Consider the following 20,990-nt stretch of genomic DNA (forward strand, 5'->3'; position numbering starts at 1 on the left):
TTGACCAGCTACAGGAACTTGCAAATATTTCTATATGAATATTATAGTGCTTTTCACGCTCACTATCTGTATGATTTGCGTACAGAAAGTTTTAAGTTTTCATACCTTTGTATATTTTTAAAAGCAGACATCTTATTCGCTCGTTTTTGAAATCAACAAAAATAACGCAAAAATGTTAGTTTATGAGCAATTAATCCTTGCTTCTATCTATTAAAAAACCTATACTTTGCGCCCTTTTTTATGGATGGGGAGCCGGCGAAGTAGATATTCTCTATATCTATTAGGCGTTTAACCCACAAATTAGAGAGCATAAATATCATGGCAAAGAAAGTCTCTGGCTTAATCAAGCTACAAGTCGGTGCGGGTGCCGCAAACCCGTCTCCACCAGTTGGTCCAGCGTTAGGTCAACACGGTGTTAACATCATGGAATTCTGTAAAGCGTTCAATGCCAAAACAGAATCTTTAGAGAAAGGCGCTCCTGTACCTGTTGTAATTACAGTGTACGAAGATCGCTCATTTACCTTTGAAACAAAAACGCCTCCAGCTTCTTATTTGCTTAAGAAAGCAGCAGGAATAAAAAGTGGTTCTGGCCGTCCTAATACCGAGAAGGTAGGCACGGTGACTCGCGCTCAGTTAGAAGAAATCGCGAAAACAAAAGAACCAGATTTAACTGCGGCCAGCTTAGATGCGGCAGTAAATACCATCGCGGGTTCTGCTCGTAGCATGGGCTTAAAGGTAGAGGGCTAATAGAATGGCTAAATTAAGCAAGCGCATGCGCGCAATCGCAGAAAAAGTAGACTCAACTAAAGAGTATTCAATTAGCGAAGCGGTGGCATTATTAAAAGAATTTTCAAAAGTTAAATTCCCTGAAAGCATTGACGTTGCGGTTAATCTTGGAATTGACGCACGTAAATCTGACCAGAACGTTCGTGGTGCAACTGTATTACCTAACGGAACGGGTAAAGATGTGCGTGTTGCTGTATTTACTCAAGGTGCAAACGCAGAAGCTGCAAAAGAAGCCGGTGCTGACATTGTTGGTATGGACGACCTTGCAGAGCAGGTTAAAAAAGGCGAAATGAACTTTGACGTAGTGGTTGCCAGCCCGGACGCAATGCGTGTTGTTGGTCAACTTGGTCAAATCTTGGGTCCTCGTGGTTTGATGCCAAACCCTAAAACCGGTACGGTTACTCCAGACGTTGCAACAGCGGTTAAGAATGCTAAAGCAGGTCAGGTCAGATACCGTAACGACAAAAACGGTATTATTCACGCAAGTATTGGTAAAATAGCGTTTGAAGAACAGCAAATTAAAGAAAACCTGGAAGCTTTATTAGAAGCGCTTAGAAAAGCCAAGCCTTCTTCAGCTAAGGGCACATATATCAAAAAAGTAAGCTTAAGCACCACTATGGGTGCGGGCGTGACGCTTGATCAAGGTTCTCTTGGTTCACAAGCTTAAGCTTATTACTCTTTAAGGTTATGGGTTGGAGCCATGCAAAATACGAAAGTATTCGCAGCGGCTCCCGTCCAAGACCGCAGGTGTTAGTCAGCAGGAGAGGTAAGAGAACTCCCGCATTCAATGACCGACTTAATTAATTGCCTGCGCAGACGGTGGTATGACTCAGACTCTCTGGGAATGTACACCGTAGAGCGGTATCGACAAGCTTATTTGAGTACGTTGATATCAATCTGTAAACCCTGATGAGGCGCAACCCACATGGTGTGGCTAGCAAATTATCAGATTTTAAGAGGTGAAAGCAGTGGCATTAGGCTTAGCAGCTAAAAAAGAGATTGTGGCAGAGGTTTCCGATGTTGCATCTAACGCTCTATCCGTTGCCGTCGCTGAATACCGTGGTATGGAAGTAGCTGAGCTTACTGACCTTCGCGTTAAAGCTCGTGAGCAAGGTGTGTATCTACGTGTTATTCGTAACACACTTGCAAAGCGTGCATTGGCCGACAGTAAGTTTGCTGACATCGACTCGGCTTTAACCGGTCCATTAATTTATGGTTTCTCTATTGATGCACCAGGCGGTGCGGCACGTCTTTTCAAAGACTTTGCCAAGGGAAATGATAAGTTAAAGGTAACTGCGTTATCTATTGGTAGTGGTTTACTAGGTCCAGATAAATTGGACGCAGTAGCATCATTACCTACCCGTGATGAAGCATTGGCTCGACTACTTGCTACCTTCAAAGCACCAGTTGGTAAGTTCGTTCAAACTGTTAACGAAGTACCAGCTAAATTTGCTCGTGTATTGGCGGCGATCAAAGACACCAAGTAATTGGCGTTTTTGGAATTTTAATTTTTTAACATTATACCCAGGAGTTTAGAGAAATGGCTCTAACAAAAGAAGACATATTGAACGCAATCGCTGAAATGCCAGTTATGGAACTGGTAGAGTTGATTGAAGCAGCTGAAGAGAAGTTCGGCGTATCTGCACAAGCAGCAGTTGCAGTTGCAGCTGGTCCTGCAGCAGGCGGCGAAGCAGCAGCAGAAGAGAAAACTGAGTTTGACGTAGTACTTACTTCATTCGGTGGAAACAAAGTTGCTGTAATCAAAGCTGTACGTGGTGCAACCGGTCTTGGCTTGAAAGAAGCGAAAGAAGTGGTAGAGTCTGCACCTAAGGCAATCAAAGAAGGCGTTTCTAAAGAAGAAGCAGAAGAACTGAAGAAGCAGCTTGAAGAAGCTGGCGCTGAAGTTGAAGTTAAGTAATTAATATTAATTGCTTAATCGGCCTGTATTAAGGCTTGGGCAGATGGTTTTTAACCATCTGCCTTTTTGCGCTATATAAATTATAATTTTTACCCTTTCATTATAATCACAATAAAAGCGCTGGAAAATTGCATAAGTTTATGATTTCCCTACAGCATTATCGGCTGTTTTGGTTTAATCTTAAGCAATGTTCCCTAAAAGGGTACTGGAAGTTTGTTACACAATTGAAGTGGTGTAGCAGGTTGGGTCTAAAATCAGTCGGCTGAGGAACCCATGGTTTACTCTTATAGTGAAAAAAAACGTATCCGTAAGGATTTTGGCAAACGCCCACAGGTATTGGAAATTCCATACCTTCTATCAATACAATTAGATTCATTTAAGAAATTCATAGAATTGGATCCCGAAGGTCAGTACGGCCTTGAGTCGGCTTTCCGTTCAGTTTTTCCCATCAAGAGTTATTCTGGTAATTCAGAGCTCCAATATGTGTCTTACCGTTTAGGTGAGCCCGTATTTGATGTTAAAGAATGTCAGATCCGTGGTGTGACTTATTCCGCACCTCTACGCGTGAAATTAAGACTCGTATTATTTGATAAAGAAGCTGCCCCCGGTACAGTAAAAGATATAAAAGAACAAGAAGTGTACATGGGTGAAATTCCGTTAATGACGGAAAATGGGACCTTTGTTATCAATGGTACTGAGCGAGTTATTGTATCTCAGCTCCACCGTTCACCTGGTGTGTTCTTTGATCACGATAAAGGCAAAACGCATAGCTCGGGTAAAGTATTATACAACGCACGAGTTATCCCATACCGTGGTTCATGGTTAGACTTTGAGTTTGATCCAAAAGACAACTTGTTTGTGCGTATAGACCGTCGCAGAAAGTTACCTGCCACTATTATTCTTCGAGCCCTGGAAATGGGTACGGAAGAAATCCTTGATTTATTCTTCGATAAAGTCTCTGTTCGCGTTGCGGATGAAAACTTTATGATGGATGTTGTCGCTGATCGCCTCCGTGGTGAAACAGCGCAATTTGATATTGTCGATGCGAAAGGCAACGTCATCGTTGAAGAGGGGCGCAGAATTTCGGCCCGTCATACACGCGCTCTTGAAAAAGCAAAAGTGAAAGAGTTGCCAGTTCCGGCGGAATATCTCTTAGGCCGTGTAATCGCTTCAACCTATATTAACGAAGAAACCGGCGAAGTCATCGCAAACGCGAATGACGAAATCACGCTTGAAATATTAGACGCTTTGAAAGCGGCTGGAATTAAAGAGTTCCACACGCTTTACATCAACGAACTTGATCACGGTTCTTATATTTCAGATACTATCCGTATCGACCCTTCAAGCAATCGTTTAGAAGCTTTGGTTGAAATATATCGCATGATGCGTCCTGGTGAGCCACCTACGAAGGACGCTGCCGAAAACCTTTTCGATAACCTGTTCTTCTCTGAAGATCGCTATGATTTATCGGCTGTTGGTCGAATGAAGTTCAATCGTCGTTTAGGTCGCGAAGAATCAACAGGTTCAGGTACGCTTGATAAAGACGACATCGTTGCTGTTATGCAGCAGCTTATTACCATTCGTGATGGTAAAGACGAAGTAGACGATATTGACCATTTAGGTAACCGTCGCATTCGTTCAGTTGGTGAAATGGCTGAAAACCAGTTCCGTGTTGGTCTTGTGCGCGTTGAGCGCGCTGTTAAAGAGCGCTTGAGTTTAGGTGACCTTGATAATGTGATGCCGCAAGACTTAATTAACGCGAAGCCAATTTCTGCTGCAGTTAAGGAATTCTTCGGTTCAAGCCAATTGTCACAGTTTATGGATCAAAATAACCCATTGTCGGAAGTGACGCACAAGCGTCGTATTTCTGCTTTAGGTCCAGGTGGTTTGACTCGTGAACGCGCAGGCTTTGAAGTTCGAGACGTACACCCGACTCACTATGGTCGAGTATGTCCTATCGAAACACCGGAAGGTCCAAACATTGGTTTGATTAACTCACTTGCCAGTTTTGCTCGTACTAACGACTTTGGTTTCCTTGAAACGCCTTATCGTAAAATCGTTGATGGCGTGGTCACTGACGATATCGAATATTTGTCAGCCATCGAAGAAGGCCAATACGCTATCGCACAGGCAAACGTGTTGCTAGATGAGAACAACGGCTTAGTTGAAGATCTGATCCCGTGTCGATTACGTGGTGAAACGACGCTTGTTCAGCGTGAAGACATCACGTTCATGGATGTTTCACCTCAGCAAATCGTGTCTATCGCAGCCAGTATCATCCCGTTCTTGGAGCACGATGACGCGAACCGTGCATTGATGGGATCGAACATGCAACGTCAGGCTGTACCAACCCTTCGTGCGGACAAGCCGCTTGTTGGTACCGGTATGGAAAAAACGGTTGCTGTTGATTCAGGCGTAACAGTGGTAGCCAAGCGTGGTGGAACGGTCGATTACGTTGACGCAAGCCGTATCGTTGTCAAAGTGAATGATAATGAAATGGTTCCTGGCGAAGCTGGAATCGACATTTATAATTTGACGAAGTATACCCGTTCAAACCAAAACACTTGTATTAACCAGCGTCCTACTTGCAACGTGGGTGAGCCGGTTGTAGCAGGAGACGTACTGGCCGACGGTCCGTCTACTGACTTAGGCGAATTGGCACTTGGGCAGAATATGCGAATCGCATTCATGCCTTGGAATGGTTATAACTTTGAGGATTCAATCCTTATTTCTGAGCGCGTTGCTCAGGAAGACCGCTTTACTACAATTCACATTCAGGAATTAAGCTGTATTGCGCGCGATACCAAGCTTGGTCCAGAGGAAATCAGTGCTGATATTCCAAACGTAGGTGAGTCTGCGTTGAGCAAACTTGATGAGTCAGGTGTTGTTTATATTGGTGCTGAAGTAAAAGGCGGCGATATTCTAGTAGGTAAAGTGACACCGAAAGGTGAAACTCAGCTTACCCCTGAAGAGAAGCTTTTGAGAGCTATCTTCGGTGAAAAAGCATCGGACGTTAAAGATACGTCGTTACGTGTACCTAATAGTGTGTCTGGTACGGTTATTGATGTACAAGTATTTACTCGTGACGGTGTTGAAAAAGACAAGCGTGCACTTGAAATTGAAGAAATGCAGCTTCGTCAGGTGAAGAAAGATTTGGGTGACGAATTTAAGATACTGGCCGACGGTATTTTTGCTCGCGCACAAAATCTTCTGCTTAAATCGGGCATTGATCAAGCTAAGCTTGACAGCATGCCTCGCGAGAAGTGGTTTGACATTGCATTGAAAGATGAAGATGCGCAAACCGAACTTGACCAAGCAGCAGAGCAACACGCTGAAATCAAAAATGACTTTGACAAGAAGTTTGAAACCAAGCGTCGTAAAATCACCCAAGGTGATGACCTAGCGCCTGGTGTTCTTAAGATTGTTAAAGTTTACCTTGCAGTGAAACGCAGTATTCAGCCGGGTGATAAAATGGCTGGTCGTCATGGTAACAAAGGTGTTATTTCAACCATTCAGCCGGTTGAAGATATGCCTTATGATGCTGATGGCACACCAGTTGATATCGTACTTAACCCGCTAGGTGTACCCTCGCGAATGAACATCGGTCAGATCCTGGAGACACATCTGGGGATGGCTGCACATGGTCTTGGTGTGAAAATTGATCGCATGATCAAAGAGCAGCAAGAAGTAGCGAAGTTGCGTGAATTCCTTAAAGAGGTTTACAGCTTGGGCGAGTCTCATCAGGAAGTGGATTTAGATACTTTCTCTGACGATGAAATTAAGCGTTTGGCTGAGAACTTGCGTAAAGGAGTTCCTGTCGCTACACCAGTGTTTGATGGTGCTCGCGAAGAAGAAATAAAACAAATGCTTAAATTGGCAGACATTCCAGAGTCTGGCCAAATCACCCTGTTCGACGGTCGTACCGGTCGTGCATTTGAGCGTCCTGTAACCGTTGGTTATATGTACATGCTCAAACTCAACCACTTAGTGGATGACAAAATGCACGCACGCTCTACTGGCTCTTACAGCTTGGTAACTCAGCAACCGCTTGGTGGTAAAGCACAATTTGGTGGTCAGCGCTTTGGTGAGATGGAAGTGTGGGCACTAGAAGCATATGGTGCTGCTTATACCTTGCAAGAAATGCTTACTGTGAAGTCAGACGATGTGAACGGCCGAACTAAGATGTATAAGAACATCGTAGACGGCGACCACAGAATGGAACCTGGCATGCCAGAATCCTTCAACGTATTGTTGAAAGAAATCCGTTCATTGGGTATCAACATCGAGCTTGAAGAGCAATAAGCAGCTTTCGCAAAACGTGAAAGCGAGCAAATAGACAGGTTGGCCCAGTGTCTTGCAAATAAGCACTGGGTCGTGAAAAAAACTCCGTTGGGAGAGAATAGTGAAAGACTTATTAAAGTTTATTAAACAGCAAAACAAGACCGAGGAATTTGATAATATCAAAATCGGTCTTGCTTCACCGGACATGATCCGTTCATGGTCTTTTGGTGAAGTGAAAAAACCTGAAACCATTAACTACCGTACGTTTAAACCTGAGCGTGACGGTCTTTTTTGTGCGCGTATTTTCGGTCCGGTAAAAGACTACGAGTGTTTGTGCGGCAAGTACAAGCGTTTAAAGCACCGTGGTGTTATCTGTGAAAAATGTGGCGTTGAAGTTACTTTAACTAAAGTGCGTCGTGAGCGCATGGGTCATATTGAGCTTGCAAGTCCGGTAGCTCATATCTGGTTCTTAAAATCGCTACCTTCTCGTATCGGTTTGATGCTAGATATGACCTTGCGTGATATCGAGCGCGTGTTGTATTTTGAAAGTTACGTTGTCACAGAACCGGGTATGACTGATTTAGTCGCCGGTCAGCTTCTTAATGAAGAAGAGTATCTTGATTCTCTAGAAGAGCACGGAGATGACTTCGAAGCGAAGATGGGCGCAGAAGCTGTATTTGAATTACTCAAAGAGCTAGACGTTGATTCTGACGTTGCTGCCATGCGCGAAGAATTACCAAGCGTGACATCTGAAACTAAGCGTAAGAAAATTACCAAGCGTCTGAAGTTGCTTGAATCTTTTCAGCAGTCTGGTAACAAGCCAGAATGGATGATTCTGACTGTACTTCCGGTATTACCACCTGAATTACGTCCTTTAGTACCTCTAGATGGCGGTCGTTTTGCAACGTCCGATCTAAACGATTTGTATCGCCGTGTAATTAACCGTAATAACCGTTTGAAGCGTTTACTTGATCTTGCTGCACCTGACATCATCGTGCGCAACGAAAAGCGTATGCTTCAGGAAGCGGTAGATGCATTGTTAGATAATGGTCGTCGTGGTCGTGCTATCACTGGCTCGAACAAACGTCCTTTGAAATCTCTTGCTGATATGATTAAAGGTAAGCAGGGTCGTTTCCGTCAGAACCTGTTAGGTAAGCGTGTAGACTACTCAGGCCGTTCAGTAATTACGGTTGGACCTACGTTACGTTTGCATCAGTGTGGTCTTCCCAAGAAGATGGCACTTGAGCTATTTAAACCTTTTATTTATGGCAAGTTAGAAGGTCGTGGCCTTGCTACTACCATCAAGGCAGCCAAGAAGCTAGTTGAGCGCGAAGCGCCTGAAGTATGGGACGTTCTCGATGAAGTTATTCGTGAGCATCCAGTGTTACTTAACCGTGCACCAACGCTTCACCGATTAGGTATTCAAGCCTTTGAACCTACCCTGATTGAAGGTAAAGCAATTCAGTTACATCCTCTAGTGTGTGCAGCGTACAATGCTGACTTCGATGGTGACCAAATGGCGGTACACGTACCGTTAACTATCGAAGCGCAGCTAGAAGCGCGTGCACTGATGATGTCAACAAACAATATCTTGTCACCGGCGAATGGTGAACCAATCATCGTACCTTCACAGGACGTTGTATTAGGTTTGTATTACCTCACTCGTGAAAGAGTAAACGGTAAAGGTGAGGGCATGGTATTTACCAGCCCGAATGAAGCTGAAAAAGCTTACCGTACCGATACTGCCGAGCTTCATGCACGTGTAAAAGTGCGTATCACAGAATACGAAGTGAATGAAGCGGGTGAAAAAGTTGAAAAGACTTCAATTATTGATACAACTGTCGGTCGTGCAATCTTCTCATTGATTTTGCCGAAGGGCTTGCCTTTTGAGCTGATCAATCAGGCGATGGGTAAAAAGCAAATCTCAAGACTACTCAATGAATGCTATCGTACACTTGGTTTGAAAGACACCGTTATTGCGGCTGACCAAATCATGTACACCGGTTTCCACTACGCAATGATTGCGGGTGCATCGGTGGGTATCGACGACATGGTTATTCCTGAGAAGAAAAAGCAGCTTGTTGAAGATGCAGAAGCTGAAGTTATCGAAATCCAGGAGCAGTTCCAGTCTGGTCTTGTTACCGCTGGTGAGCGCTACAATAAAGTTATCGATATTTGGTCTACAGCTAACGACAAAGTCGCTAAAGCGATGATGGAAAACCTACAGACTGAAACGGTGATTAACCGTGACGGTGAAGAAGAAGAGCAACAATCATTTAACTCGGTTTATATGATGGCTGACTCAGGCGCTCGTGGTAGCCCGGCTCAGATTCGTCAGTTAGCAGGTATGCGCGGATTGATGGCTAAACCAGATGGTTCAATCATTGAAACACCAATTACCGCTAACTTCCGTGAAGGTCTAAACGTACTACAGTACTTTATTTCAACTCACGGTGCGCGAAAAGGTTTGGCAGACACCGCACTTAAGACGGCTAACTCAGGTTATCTGACTCGTCGCTTGGTAGACGTTGCACAAGATTTAGTGATCACTAACGACGACTGCGGTACTTACGAAGGCGTTAAAATGACACCGTTAATTGAAGGTGGTGACGTTGTTGAGCCATTGCGTGAACGTGTACTAGGTCGAGTAGTGGCTGAAGATATTATTAAGCCGGGTACGAAAGGCGAAGTGCTTGTTGAGCGTAACGTGCTGCTTGATGAGCAGTTAGTTGACATGCTTGAAGCTAACTCAGTTGACGTGGTTATGGTGCGTTCAGTTATCACTTGTGATAACGACTATGGCGTATGTGCGAAGTGTTACGGACGTGACCTTGCTCGCGGACACATGGTTGGTTCTGGTGAATCAGTAGGTGTTATCGCAGCTCAATCAATTGGTGAGCCGGGTACCCAGCTTACCATGCGTACCTTCCACATTGGTGGTGCAGCATCGCGTGCTTCTGCTGAGAACAGCGTTCAGGTGAAAACTGCCGGTACCTTGAAACTTCACAATGCCAAGCACGTTCGAAATGCCGACGGTAACCTGGTAATTGTTTCTCGTTCTACAGAGCTTACGGTTATTGATGACCAAGGCCGTGAGAAAGAACGTTATAAAGTACCTTATGGTGCAACGCTTTCAGTTGACAATGGCGCGGCAATCAATGCTGGCGATATCGTTGCTACGTGGGATCCGCATAGCCACCCAATTGTTACTGAGCGCGCATCAAAGATTACCTTTGCAGATGTTGATGATACCAACACTGAAATGCAGCAAGATGAGCTTACTGGCTTAACGCGTATCGTGGTTAAAGATTTGAGTAAGGCTAATGCAAAAGAGCCTAAACTAATTCTTGAAGGCGAAAACGGTGCATTACAGGAAATCCGCTTACCGAGCTTTACCACCATTGAAGCGACAGATGGCAAGATGGCTGTTGAAGGTGACGTATTGGCGAGAATTCCACAGGAAAGCTCGAAGACCCGTGATATCACCGGTGGTCTTCCGCGTGTTGCTGACTTGTTTGAAGCGCGTAAGCCAAAAGAGCCTGCTATTCTTGCAGAAATCTCAGGTACCATTGGTTTTGGTAAAGAAACCAAAGGCAAGAAGCGTTTAACTATCACACCAAAAGACGCAGATGCAGCGCGTTTAGTTGACTTAAATGCGAACGGTCAATACGAAGAGATGATCCCTAAATGGCGTCAGCTCAACGTGTTTGAAGGTGAAAGCGTTGAGAAAGGTGAGGTAATTTCAGACGGTCCAGAGTCGCCACATGACATTTTGCGTTTACGCGGAGTCAGTGCGGTTTCAAACTACATAGTTAACGAAGTACAGGAAGTTTACCGCTTACAGGGTGTAAAAATTAACGATAAGCACATCGAAGTAGTGATCCGTCAGATGCTGCGCAAGTGCCTCATCTTGAACGCGGGTGATACTCGATTCCTGGAAGGAGAGCAGGTAGAAGTATCGCAGGTTAAGATCGCTAATCGTGAACTTGAGAAACAAGGTAAGATCCCTGCAACTTACGAAATTCAGTTGCTAGGTATCACTAAAGCCTCACTTTCAACCGAGTCGTTCATCTCTGCCGCGTCGTTCCAAGAAACTACGCGAGTACTTACCGAAGCAGCCGTGCAAGGTAAGGAAGATGATTTACGTGGCTTGAAAGAAAACGTTATCGTTGGTCGATTGATTCCGGCAGGTACAGGCTTTGCTTATCATCAAAAACGTGCTGAGCGCAAACTTGCTGAACTGCATGAAGAGTTATCAGTATCGGCAGATGAAGCGCAGGCGCAACTTGCTGAAGCACTAAATGCTGACAATGACGATGATTCTGAATAAGCGTTAGCGCTAGTTTTAGATGAATAAAAACCCGCCAGCTGGCGGGTTTTTTATTTGCCTAGCGAAGCTGGCAAACCCAGCAGGACAACAGATGCCTGCGTCACCCTGATTGAGGGGAAGACAATCCGAATCGCAAGGGCGTCACTGGCTAACGGTGTGGTCTGAAGGAAGCGATAGGAAGTAGACGGTACACAACGCAAGTGAACCTGATTCGGCACTATTGAGGGATACGCGTGCGAAATAGCGCAACGTCCAATACTCAATCAGCTCAATAGTGTGACTGAGGGTGGCATTGTCTACAGGGAGCCAGTGCAGTAACTGGGGAAGCCTGACACCTAAACTTACTGTAGGTAAGTGGCTGTTGGTCAAGAGGAAACTCAAGGCATGAGTCGGTGCGAGGTGGCAGATGAGCCCGTAGTAGTGAGTAAAATCAGGCCTGTGAAAGCCAGTAATGGTGTGGAGGATAAAACTGGATTGACCATCAGCATGAGGTTTGATGGGGTAGATGTTGGTCAAAAGCCTCATTTACTGCGAAGGGGTGAAGTACATGAAAGTGGTCTGTGAAACAGACAATTGACGTCAAGAGGATCACAAGCCTGCGTAGCCGCAGGGACATCTTATCACTGATAATTTGGGAGCAAGTTAACTGGAGATAAGTGTCGATCACGCGGTCATACATAAACGTTGGAGTAGATTGGAACGCAGATGTTCCTAGCACGCTCAAGCAGTATGTCTTAGCTCTCTTAATGATTAGTGACTGTCGAGCAGACAATGAATAAGGTGAGGGATGAGGGTACACTACAGTCTTTACGGTCGATTGCTAAGCAAGTCATTGTTGCATGAGGCTTATAAACAAGTGGCAAGGCGCAAAGGTGCGGCCGGAATAGATGGGCAGAGCCTGCGTGATTTTGCACAAGATGTAGAAGGTAATCTCAATCGCTTACTTCTCGAACTTCAAGGAAAACGCTATCAAGCACAGCCGGTTAGACGGGTAGAAATTCCCAAAGACGATGGCGGGGTAAGATTATTGGGTATTCCCTGTGTTCGAGACCGAATAGTCCAACAAGCCCTGATGATGTTGTTGCAACCGATATTCGAGGAAGACTTTCACCCGAGCAGCTATGGGTATCGTCCACGTCGAAGTTGCCATGACGCGATAAACAAGGCGACGGTGTTCATGCGTGACTATGGTCGTTGTTGGGTCGTGGACATGGACTTATCGAAGTGCTTCGACACGCTTAATCACGACTTGATTATTCAAGGTGTGAGAAAGCGCATCACAGATGGCAGTGTATTGGCACTTATCAGGCAATTCTTGCAAAGCGGTGTAATGGTAGGTGATGGATTAGAAGCGACCTTAAGTGGCTCGCCGCAAGGGGGCGTCATCAGTCCATTGCTGGCGAATATTTACTTGGACGCATTTGACCAGGAAATGGAGCGCAGGGGGCACCGAATAGTGCGTTATGCGGATGACATTCTTATCTTATGTACAAGTAAAGCGGGTGCAGAGAATGCACTGAATATCGCCGTGCACTACCTTGAAAAGACACTCAAATTGACGGTCAATACGACCAAAACGCATATCGTACATAGTGACGATGGCGTGAAATTCTTAGGCGTGGAAATTGGGTCAAGGTACACATTTATCCAAACTAAGAAGGTTAAGGCCTTCAAACAACGAGTGAAACAGCTCACTAGACGCAACACAGGAAAACCGTTGTTAGAGATAATTAAACAGTTGAATCCGGTGTTACGTGGGTTTGAAAACTACTTTAAGATAGCGAACTGTAAGCGAGTCTTAAAAGACTTGAGTGCTTGGATAAGAAGGCGGCTTCGCGCCATTCAACTGACACTCTACAAAAAGCCGAGTCGTCTTCACAGGCGGCTACGACAATTTGGGATAACAGGTAAGCTAACCTTCATCAAAATGAACTCATGGCGCAATTCAAATTGCCCTATGGCGACAATGGCGATGAGGAACAGCTGGTTCGAGGAGATTGGGTTATATGATTTACCCAGTTGCTTTACTCGGTAGTTTATTAGAGTTTACACTCTACAATCATGTACAGGAGCCGTATACGAGGTCCGTACGTACGGTTCTGTGAGAGGGATGAGACGGTAACGTCTCACCCTACTCGATTATGAAGAAAATGAGGTCTTGCTAATCCTTACAGTACCAAATCGTTGTCACCTTCCTCTATTTTACTCTCATCGTGCATCGACATTGCAATACCGAAAGTAAGAATACCTACTCGCCCCATAAACATTAAAATAATGATGACCAATTTACCTAAATCACTTAGTTCACCAGTAAGACCCATGCTCAGCCCAACGGTCCCTAATGCAGAAAACACTTCAAAGAGCACGATTTCCAGCGGTGCAGATTCAACCAGGAGAAGCACAAAACTTGCTACTGCTAGCACTAAAAAATAATAGGTAAAACTGGCAGTAGCGAGCTGAAGTTTATCAAGGGGAAGAATACGCTTAGATAGTCTAATTTTGTCTCGTCCTTTAAGCGTACTTTTTACAAGGCCTCCAAGTGCAGCAAAGGTTGTAGATTTTAAACCACCCCCTGTGCCAGATGGAGAAGCGCCAAACAGCATGAAAAAATACAACAGTAAAATTGCAGCAGAGGTAAGCTCACCAATAGGAATAGTGTTAAATCCAACTGTTGTGGTCGCAGTCATGACTTGAAAGAATGCCGCCTGAACTCTCGTAGCGGGGTCCAAATTTTGAATGGAGGGTTCAATAATGGTTAAAACTAAAGTGCCAATTACAAGAAAAAGTAAGGTCGTACGGACAATTATTTTTGAAGTAAAATGAAGATAATCACGCTGTCCTCTAATCTTTTCCCAAACATCTACCATTACAATAAAGCCTATTGCTCCTAAAATAGAAAGCGCTGAAATGATAACATTTATTCCAGTGTGGTCAGCATAGGATTCAAAAGAGTTCGAAAATAAACTAAAACCAGCGGTGCAAAACGCTGATATTGAATGAAAAATAGCTATCCATAGCGCATTGTCTAATCCGTCTTGATAAAAAAAGGCAAACAACACTGCTGCACCAATAGCTTCACAAATAAAGGTAAATACAATAACCCTTTTAATAAAATGGGCAATCTTAAAATCTTCTGGAAGCGCAAAAGCTTTTTCGCTCACCTTCAATGATTTACGAAACGCCTTATGTCTTAACGAAAGTAAGATAAACGACCCGAAAGTCATGTAGCCAATTCCACCTAACTGGATAAGCCCTAAAATGACAAGCTGACCAAAAAACGTATAACTTGAGCCCGGATCAACTGTTACTAATCCAGTGGTAGATACAGCAGAAGCAGCAATAAATAGATTATCTAATGCGCCAATAGCATCTACTTGTGATAAGGGAAGTGATAAAAGAGCCCAGCCTACTATCATGTAAAACAAATAGCCTTGTATGAGTAGAGCGGTAGGAGAGATCCCTTTGATGTAATCCTGGAATTGTTTCAAAAATGTTCCTAAAGTTGAAATCATATAAATTAAAGGATTAAACTATCACTCAAGCATATATTAAGTAAAATGAATTTTAAAAAAGTATAGAGTACAAGGCTTCCTCCCATTTTTGCCTCTATTTTTGAAAAAGGATGTTGCCTTCTTCAGCTTACCGATTTAAGTGCAAACAAATGCATGATGTTTTATCCTGAGGTTAAACCACTGCATAGGTAAGGGTAGATGTCAGAAGATAATTTGAATAAAACGCGCCGACGACTGATAACAGGCCTTGCAGGAGGTTTAGGTTTCACTCTTAGCAACTTATCCCACACAGGTCCCATAAGTATCGACGCAGTTAAAACGCTAAATCAGCATAACAGTTTCAAGTTATGGAAAGTGGGATTAATCGGTTGTGGATGGTATGGAAATAGCGACCTCTTTAAGCTAATACAAGTTGCTAACGTAGAAGTTGTCGCACTTTGTGATGTGGACCAAAAGCATCTGGACAAAGCCGCAGCGTTAGTCAGCCAGCGACAAAAAAGTAAAAACATACCGGAGAAATTTTCTAATTACCAAACGATGCTGGCTAACACAAACTTAGACATCGTAATTATTGGAACGCCCGATCACTGGCACGCTCTGCAGTGCATAGACGCCCTTAAGGCAGGGGCACATGTTTATTTGCAAAAACCCATAAGTGTTGATGTGATTGAGGGCGAGGCTTTAGTTGCGGCAGCGAAAAAATATGGAAAAGTCATCCAGGTTGGTCTACAGCGCAGATTCACCCCTCATATCCTAAATGCAAAAGCACAGGTTCTCGAAAAAGGTCTACTTGGTGATGTACATCACGTCGATATGTGGTGTTATTACCATATGCGTGCAAATCGCCATCCTGGCCCTAAGCCTATCCCCGATTATTTTGATTATGAGGCATGGACTGGGCCTGCGCCCATGCGCGAATACGATGGTTTGCCTCATAGGATGTGGTGGCGGGGATTTATGGAATATAGCAACGGTATTTTGGGCGATATGTGCGTACATATGTATGATACCGTGCGCTGGTTATTGGATTTAGGGTGGCCCAAGCAGGTTTCGTCTCAGGGCGGGATCTATGTTCAAACACAGAGCAAAGCCAATACCAGCGATACACAAAGCGCTGTATTTGAGCATGACAAGCTAAACTGCGTTTGGCAGCATCGAAGCTGGGGGACCTCGCCTAATCCTGAATACCCCTGGGCCTTTGCGCTTCATGGCAGCAAAGGAAGCTTGATAGCAAGCACTATGAAAGCTGAATTTATTCCAAACGATAAAGACACTAAGCCCATGCGTTTTGAGGTGGTGTACGAAAAAAACAAATACCCCATGGATTTAGTTGAAGAGGACATAGAACATAATGCCGCGCCAGCAACACGCTTACAAATGCTTGATTTTATTCATGCTATTGAAACAGGTCGTGAGCCCGTCGCCGATATTGAGCAATCCCATATATCAACCGCCAGTTGTATTCTAGCAAATCTTGCAATGGAGCTTGGACGCCCCCTACGTTACGACCCCAACACACGCACTGTAATAGATGACAAAGAAGCAACCGTATTATTGGCTCGAGAGTATCGAGAAGGTTATGTGCATCCACAACCCGATACTATTTGATTTTTAACATATTTTTATTACACAAAGTAATCGTCGTTACTTCATTCGCTTTACCAAGTGCATTGATATCGTTGTTAAACGCTGCAAGCGCTTGAGAAAGTGTCGCTAACAAACCTGGATGAAGATCCGCCTGATTATCGTGCGTATCCCAGCCCCCTAAACCGACAAAATAAACCTGTCTGGATTGACCAAGAACGGCTTGAACTGAAATCATATCCGCTAGTATTTTAAGCTGAGCGCCGAGCGCGTTTTCATCTCGATAAGGCACATTCCTGACGGGCATGCTTGCTAATGCGCGCTTTATAAAATTTCAACGTGAATCCATATGATTATCCTCAAACTCAAGGGCTCGGCATAATGCAAACGGTCTATCTTTGTATGGCAAATTGGGGCGATGTAAAAATCAGCATAAGCAATTCACCTGCCTGCTCTTGGCGGCTCATTTCTGCTAACTGTTCATGATAATTTGTCAGAATGTGTTGCATGTCATCGTCCATATGGCCTTGCAAAAATGCGTAGTTCGCATACTCCAGGAAGCTGGCTATGGTTTGTTCATTTTACTCTTCAAGGAGATCAGCATATTGTGCAGCACTGATACCGAGTCTTTCTCTTAAGCTTCTCGCGCCGCTAAACGGCATCTCTTATTGGCTCTAAAACACTCAGTTTGCTTGACATTAGTGCTTTTGATCTATAACATCTCGCGACCCTAATTTTGGGATATCTGTTAGGCGCTGATAAATCGATAAGGCGTAAGTGTAAAAACTTCCTCGTTATGGATGGCTACAACTGAGTAGCTGCAATGCTTGAAGCAGAATTTAATTACAGATTGTGTTAGTGGTAACTTGGTCCGCTGGGCAGTGTGTATTGGTACCTGAATATTCAATCAGAATAGTTTTGGGTTTTAATGTATTAATCAGGAGCTAGTTAATGGCAACAGTTAACCAGTTAGTGCGTAAGCCTCGTAGAAAGCCGGTCGAGAAATCGAACGTTGCTGCACTACAAGCTTGCCCACAACGTCGTGGTGTTTGTACACGTGTGTACACAACCACTCCAAAGAAGCCGAACTCTGCACTACGTAAAGTATGTCGTGTTCGCTTAACCAACGGATTCGAAGTATCTTCGTACATCGGTGGTGAAGGTCATAACCTACAAGAGCACAGTGTTGTTCTTATTCGCGGTGGTCGTGTTAAAGACCTACCAGGTGTTCGTTATCATACAGTTCGCGGTACATTAGACTGCGCTGGTGTAAGCGATCGTAAGCAAGCCCGTTCTAAGTACGGCGCGAAAAGGCCTAAGTCTTAACGGTTCTCCGTTAGTAAGGCCAAACTGTAAATTTGAGTTTTGGGTTATCCCTGAATTCCACGGAGAATTAAGATGCCAAGAAGAAGAGTCGTAGGTCAACGTAAAATCCTACCCGATCCTAAGTTCGGATCAGAATTACTTGCAAAATTTATGAACGTCGTCATGTTAGATGGCAAAAAGTCAACCGCTGAAAAAATCGTTTATGGTGCGCTTGATATTGTTGCTGAAAAAACTGGCAAGGCACAGCTAGAAGTATTTGAAGATGCATTGGATAACATCCGTCCAACGGTCGAGGTTAAATCTCGTCGTGTTGGTGGTTCTACTTACCAAGTACCAGTAGAAGTTCGTCCAGTTCGTCGCAATGCACTAGGTATGCGTTGGATGGTAGAAGCGGCACGTAAACGTGGTGAAAAATCAATGGCGGCCAGACTTGCTGCAGAGATGATTGACGCGCAAGACAACAAAGGTAGTGCGGTTAAGAAACGTGAAGACGTTCACCGCATGGCTGAAGCTAACAAGGCTTTTGCTCACTACCGCTGGTAATGGCAGCAAACCTGCGCATAAAAGCACAGGTTTGTTTGGAATATGAGCTATTTAAAATCTATAAAACGCCCATATTTCTGCTGTCATATTCATGTAACAGTCTGTCTGTAAAAGACAGGCTGTTTTTCAATTAACAAGCTTACAAAAGGGATATGAATGCCTCGCAAAACGCCCATACAACGTTATCGTAACATTGGTATTGTTGCGCACGTCGATGCCGGCAAAACCACCACAACAGAACGCGTTCTGTTTTATACGGGGATCTCACACAAAATAGGTGAGGTGCACGATGGTGCCGCAACGATGGATTGGATGGAGCAAGAGCAAGAGCGCGGGATCACTATTACCTCTGCTGCAACTACCTGTTTCTGGCAGGGTATGGATCAGCAGTTTGAACAACATCGAATTAATATTATCGACACCCCGGGACACGTGGACTTCACTATTGAAGTTGAGCGCTCACTGCGCGTGCTAGACGGTGCAGTTGTGGTTTTTTGTGGTTCCTCGGGTGTAGAACCTCAGTCTGAGACGGTATGGCGCCAGGCTGATAAGTATCAAGTGCCGCGCATGGTGTTTGTCAACAAAATGGACCGTGCGGGCGCAGATTTTGAGCGTGTAGTAGGGCAAATACGTAAACGCTTGGGCGCAAACTGTGTGCCGATCCAAATCAATATAGGCAGTGAAGAAAATTTCACTGGTGTAATTGATTTAATCAAAATGAAATACATAAACTGGAATGAAGAAGACAAAGGCACCACCTTTAAATATGAAGACATTCCAGCTGACTACGTCGCAAAAGCTGAAAAGTACCGCATGGAAATGATAGAAGCGGCAGCTGAGGCGAACGACGATTTAATGGAAAAATACCTGGGTGGAGAAGAGTTAAGCGAAGCAGAGATTAAACAAGGCTTGCGTATTCGTACCCTTAATAACGAAATTGTGTTGGCTACTTGTGGGTCTGCCTTTAAAAATAAAGGTGTTCAGGCAGTGCTTGACGCAGTTGTAGAGTATTTACCCTCACCAACGGAAGTAAAGGCCATTACTGGCATTTTAGATGACGGCAAAGAAACGGAAGCAGAGCGACATTCTGACGACGATGAACCGTTTTCTGCCTTGGCCTTTAAAATTGCTACCGACCCATTTGTGGGCACACTGACTTTCTTCCGTGTTTACTCAGGGGTTATTAAGACTGGAGATGCGGTCTATAACCCGGTAAAAGGCAAAAAAGAGCGCATTGGTCGAATTGTGCAGATGCATGCAAATGATCGCGCCGAATTAAAAGAAGTTCGCGCTGGCGATATTGCCGCAGCCATTGGTTTAAAAGATGTGACAACCGGTGATACACTTTGTGATTTAAATAATGTGATCACGCTGGAGAAAATGGACTTCCCCGACCCGGTTATCTCAATTGCGGTAGAGCCAAAGTCGCAAGCTGATCAAGAAAAAATGGCAATTGCACTTAACAAACTTGCTGCTGAGGATCCGTCTTTTAGAGTAAAAACGGATGAAGAATCGGGTCAAACGATTATTTCAGGCATGGGTGAATTGCACCTTGATATTATTGTAGACCGAATGAAGCGAGAGTTTAGTGTTGAGTGTAATGTGGGCAAACCGCAAGTAGCTTATCGAGAAACCATTCGCAAGAAAGTAGAAGTTGAAGGTAAATTTATTCGTCAATCGGGCGGGCGCGGCCAATTTGGTCATGTCTGGCTGAAAATAGAGCCGCTTGAAGAAGGTGGCGGTTACGAATTTGTGAATGAAATTGTAGGCGGCGTTGTACCAAAAGAGTATATTCCAGCCGTCGACAAGGGTATTCAAGAACAGCTTCAAAATGGTGTAGTAGCGGGTTATCCTGTACTTGATGTTAAAGTGACTTTATTTGATGGCTCGTACCATGATGTTGACTCCTCTGAAATGGCCTTTAAAATTGCCGGTTCAATGGGATTCAAAAAAGGGGCGGCAGAAGCCAACCCAGTGTTGCTTGAGCCTATGATGAAGGTAGAAGTAACGACTCCTGAGGAATGGATGGGAGATGTAGTAGGTGATCTCAACCGTCGCAGGGGAATGATAGAAGGAATGGAAGAGGGCGTAGCGGGCATTAAGATAGTGCGTGCTAAAGTTCCGCTTTCTGAAATGTTTGGCTATGCCACCGATTTGCGTTCACAAACGCAAGGACGTGCGTCATATTCAATGGAATTTCACAACTATGCTGAAGCGCCAAATAATGTAGCAAAAGCCATTATTGATTCGCGCATGTAATTCAGTTGATTTAAATTTTTGATTCGGTCCGGTCTAATGTTGGAACGGGCGTTAAACTTAGGAAATAAGAGCAATGGCAAAAGAAAAGTTTGAACGTACGAAACCGCACGTGAACGTAGGTACAATCGGCCACGTTGACCACGGTAAAACGACGTTAACCGCGGCAATCACTACAGTACTAGCAAAGACTTACGGTGGTTCTGCCCAGGCATTCGACCAAATTGATAACGCACCAGAAGAGCGTGAGCGTGGTATCACTATCGCGACGTCTCACGTTGAGTACGACACACCTGCGCGCCACTACGCACACGTAGACTGTCCTGGACACGCTGACTATGTTAAAAACATGATCACCGGTGCAGCCCAGATGGACGGCGCTATCTTGGTTGTTGCGGCAACAGATGGCCCGATGCCACAAACGCGTGAGCACATCTTGTTAGGTCGTCAGGTT

At 44.5% G+C, this 20,990-nt stretch carries 15 protein-coding genes; 13 read left to right on the forward strand and 2 right to left on the reverse strand.

The window, feature by feature from the left end; all coding sequences use genetic code 11:
- Positions 1 to 318: 318 nt before the first annotated feature.
- From rplK to ltrA, 8 genes are all read left to right on the forward strand, one after another.
- Positions 319 to 747: a 50S ribosomal protein L11 gene (gene rplK / locus D6V41_RS09000; protein WP_136251125.1), complete on the forward strand. Its 429-nt coding sequence runs from the start codon at positions 319 to 321 to the stop codon at positions 745 to 747.
- Between the two features lie 4 nt (positions 748 to 751).
- Positions 752 to 1,453, forward strand: coding sequence for a 50S ribosomal protein L1 (gene rplA / locus D6V41_RS09005; RefSeq protein WP_136251126.1), 702 nt, complete (start codon positions 752 to 754; stop codon positions 1,451 to 1,453).
- A gap of 301 nt (positions 1,454 to 1,754) precedes the next feature.
- Positions 1,755 to 2,273 carry a 50S ribosomal protein L10 gene (rplJ, locus tag D6V41_RS09010; RefSeq protein WP_136251127.1) on the forward strand — a complete coding sequence of 173 codons (519 nt, stop codon included), beginning with the start codon at positions 1,755 to 1,757 and terminating at the stop codon, positions 2,271 to 2,273.
- 53 nt (positions 2,274 to 2,326) lie between these two features.
- Positions 2,327 to 2,704: a 50S ribosomal protein L7/L12 gene (gene rplL, locus D6V41_RS09015; protein ID WP_136251128.1), complete on the forward strand. Its 378-nt coding sequence runs from the start codon at positions 2,327 to 2,329 to the stop codon at positions 2,702 to 2,704.
- Positions 2,705 to 2,977: 273 nt separating this feature from the next.
- On the forward strand, positions 2,978 to 7,006 hold the full coding sequence (gene rpoB / locus D6V41_RS09020; protein WP_136251129.1) for a DNA-directed RNA polymerase subunit beta: 4,029 nt from the start codon (positions 2,978 to 2,980) through the stop codon (positions 7,004 to 7,006).
- A gap of 100 nt (positions 7,007 to 7,106) precedes the next feature.
- Positions 7,107 to 11,315, forward strand: a complete 4,209-nt coding sequence (gene rpoC / locus D6V41_RS09025; RefSeq protein WP_136251130.1) for a DNA-directed RNA polymerase subunit beta' — start codon at positions 7,107 to 7,109, stop codon at positions 11,313 to 11,315.
- Between the two features lie 384 nt (positions 11,316 to 11,699).
- Positions 11,700 to 11,879, forward strand: coding sequence for a hypothetical protein (locus D6V41_RS09035; RefSeq protein WP_136251132.1), 180 nt, complete (start codon positions 11,700 to 11,702; stop codon positions 11,877 to 11,879).
- 223 nt (positions 11,880 to 12,102) lie between these two features.
- The gene (gene ltrA, locus D6V41_RS09040) at positions 12,103 to 13,350 is read left to right on the forward strand and encodes a group II intron reverse transcriptase/maturase (RefSeq protein ID WP_136251133.1); all 1,248 of its coding nucleotides are present in this window, start codon (positions 12,103 to 12,105) and stop codon (positions 13,348 to 13,350) included.
- Positions 13,351 to 13,483: 133 nt separating this feature from the next.
- Here the strand turns inward: ltrA and D6V41_RS09045 are convergent, their stop codons facing one another.
- Positions 13,484 to 14,803: a TrkH family potassium uptake protein gene (locus tag D6V41_RS09045; RefSeq protein WP_241664487.1), complete on the reverse strand. Its 1,320-nt coding sequence runs from the start codon at positions 14,801 to 14,803 to the stop codon at positions 13,484 to 13,486.
- 222 nt (positions 14,804 to 15,025) lie between these two features.
- Between D6V41_RS09045 and D6V41_RS09050 the strand changes: the two genes are divergently transcribed.
- Entirely contained in the window at positions 15,026 to 16,435 is a 1,410-nt protein-coding gene (locus tag D6V41_RS09050; RefSeq protein WP_136251135.1) for a Gfo/Idh/MocA family protein, read from the forward strand.
- Here D6V41_RS09050 and D6V41_RS09055 read toward each other — a convergent pair.
- Positions 16,428 to 16,718 carry a DUF1501 domain-containing protein gene (locus D6V41_RS09055; protein WP_136251136.1) on the reverse strand — a complete coding sequence of 97 codons (291 nt, stop codon included), beginning with the start codon at positions 16,716 to 16,718 and terminating at the stop codon, positions 16,428 to 16,430. The genes D6V41_RS09050 and D6V41_RS09055 overlap by 8 nt on opposite strands.
- 644 nt (positions 16,719 to 17,362) lie before the next feature.
- On the opposite strand from D6V41_RS09055, the gene rpsL reads away from it, so the two are divergent.
- The 4 genes from rpsL to D6V41_RS09075 form a co-directional block, all read left to right on the forward strand.
- On the forward strand, positions 17,363 to 17,737 hold the full coding sequence (gene rpsL, locus D6V41_RS09060; protein WP_136251137.1) for a 30S ribosomal protein S12: 375 nt from the start codon (positions 17,363 to 17,365) through the stop codon (positions 17,735 to 17,737).
- 72 nt (positions 17,738 to 17,809) lie between these two features.
- Positions 17,810 to 18,280: a 30S ribosomal protein S7 gene (gene rpsG / locus D6V41_RS09065; RefSeq protein ID WP_136251138.1), complete on the forward strand. Its 471-nt coding sequence runs from the start codon at positions 17,810 to 17,812 to the stop codon at positions 18,278 to 18,280.
- Between the two features lie 156 nt (positions 18,281 to 18,436).
- Positions 18,437 to 20,539 carry an elongation factor G gene (gene fusA, locus D6V41_RS09070; RefSeq protein WP_136251139.1) on the forward strand — a complete coding sequence of 701 codons (2,103 nt, stop codon included), beginning with the start codon at positions 18,437 to 18,439 and terminating at the stop codon, positions 20,537 to 20,539.
- Positions 20,540 to 20,612: 73 nt separating this feature from the next.
- Positions 20,613 to 20,990, forward strand: a 378-nt coding sequence (locus D6V41_RS09075; RefSeq protein WP_241664488.1) for a GTP-binding protein, incomplete at its 3' end; no start/stop codon positions are given.

This window comes from Ningiella ruwaisensis (genome assembly GCF_004798935.1).
GTDB lineage: Bacteria > Pseudomonadota > Gammaproteobacteria > Enterobacterales > Alteromonadaceae > Glaciecola > Glaciecola ruwaisensis.

Bases quoted from the DNA above. Each gene is read 5' to 3' on its own strand.
- rplK (WP_136251125.1), top strand. From the start codon at position 319: ATGGCAAAGAAAGTCTCTGGCTTAATCAAGCTACAAGTCGGTGCGGGT.
- rplA (WP_136251126.1), top strand. From the start codon at position 752: ATGGCTAAATTAAGCAAGCGCATGCGCGCAATCGCAGAAAAAGTAGAC.
- rplL (WP_136251128.1), top strand. From the start codon at position 2,327: ATGGCTCTAACAAAAGAAGACATATTGAACGCAATCGCTGAAATGCCA.
- rpoB (WP_136251129.1), top strand. From the start codon at position 2,978: ATGGTTTACTCTTATAGTGAAAAAAAACGTATCCGTAAGGATTTTGGC.
- D6V41_RS09035 (WP_136251132.1), top strand. From the start codon at position 11,700: ATGAGTCGGTGCGAGGTGGCAGATGAGCCCGTAGTAGTGAGTAAAATC.
- ltrA (WP_136251133.1), top strand. From the start codon at position 12,103: ATGAGGGTACACTACAGTCTTTACGGTCGATTGCTAAGCAAGTCATTG.
- D6V41_RS09050 (WP_136251135.1), top strand. From the start codon at position 15,026: ATGTCAGAAGATAATTTGAATAAAACGCGCCGACGACTGATAACAGGC.
- D6V41_RS09055 (WP_136251136.1), bottom strand. From the start codon at position 16,718: ATGCCCGTCAGGAATGTGCCTTATCGAGATGAAAACGCGCTCGGCGCT.
- rpsL (WP_136251137.1), top strand. From the start codon at position 17,363: ATGGCAACAGTTAACCAGTTAGTGCGTAAGCCTCGTAGAAAGCCGGTC.
- rpsG (WP_136251138.1), top strand. From the start codon at position 17,810: ATGCCAAGAAGAAGAGTCGTAGGTCAACGTAAAATCCTACCCGATCCT.
- fusA (WP_136251139.1), top strand. From the start codon at position 18,437: ATGCCTCGCAAAACGCCCATACAACGTTATCGTAACATTGGTATTGTT.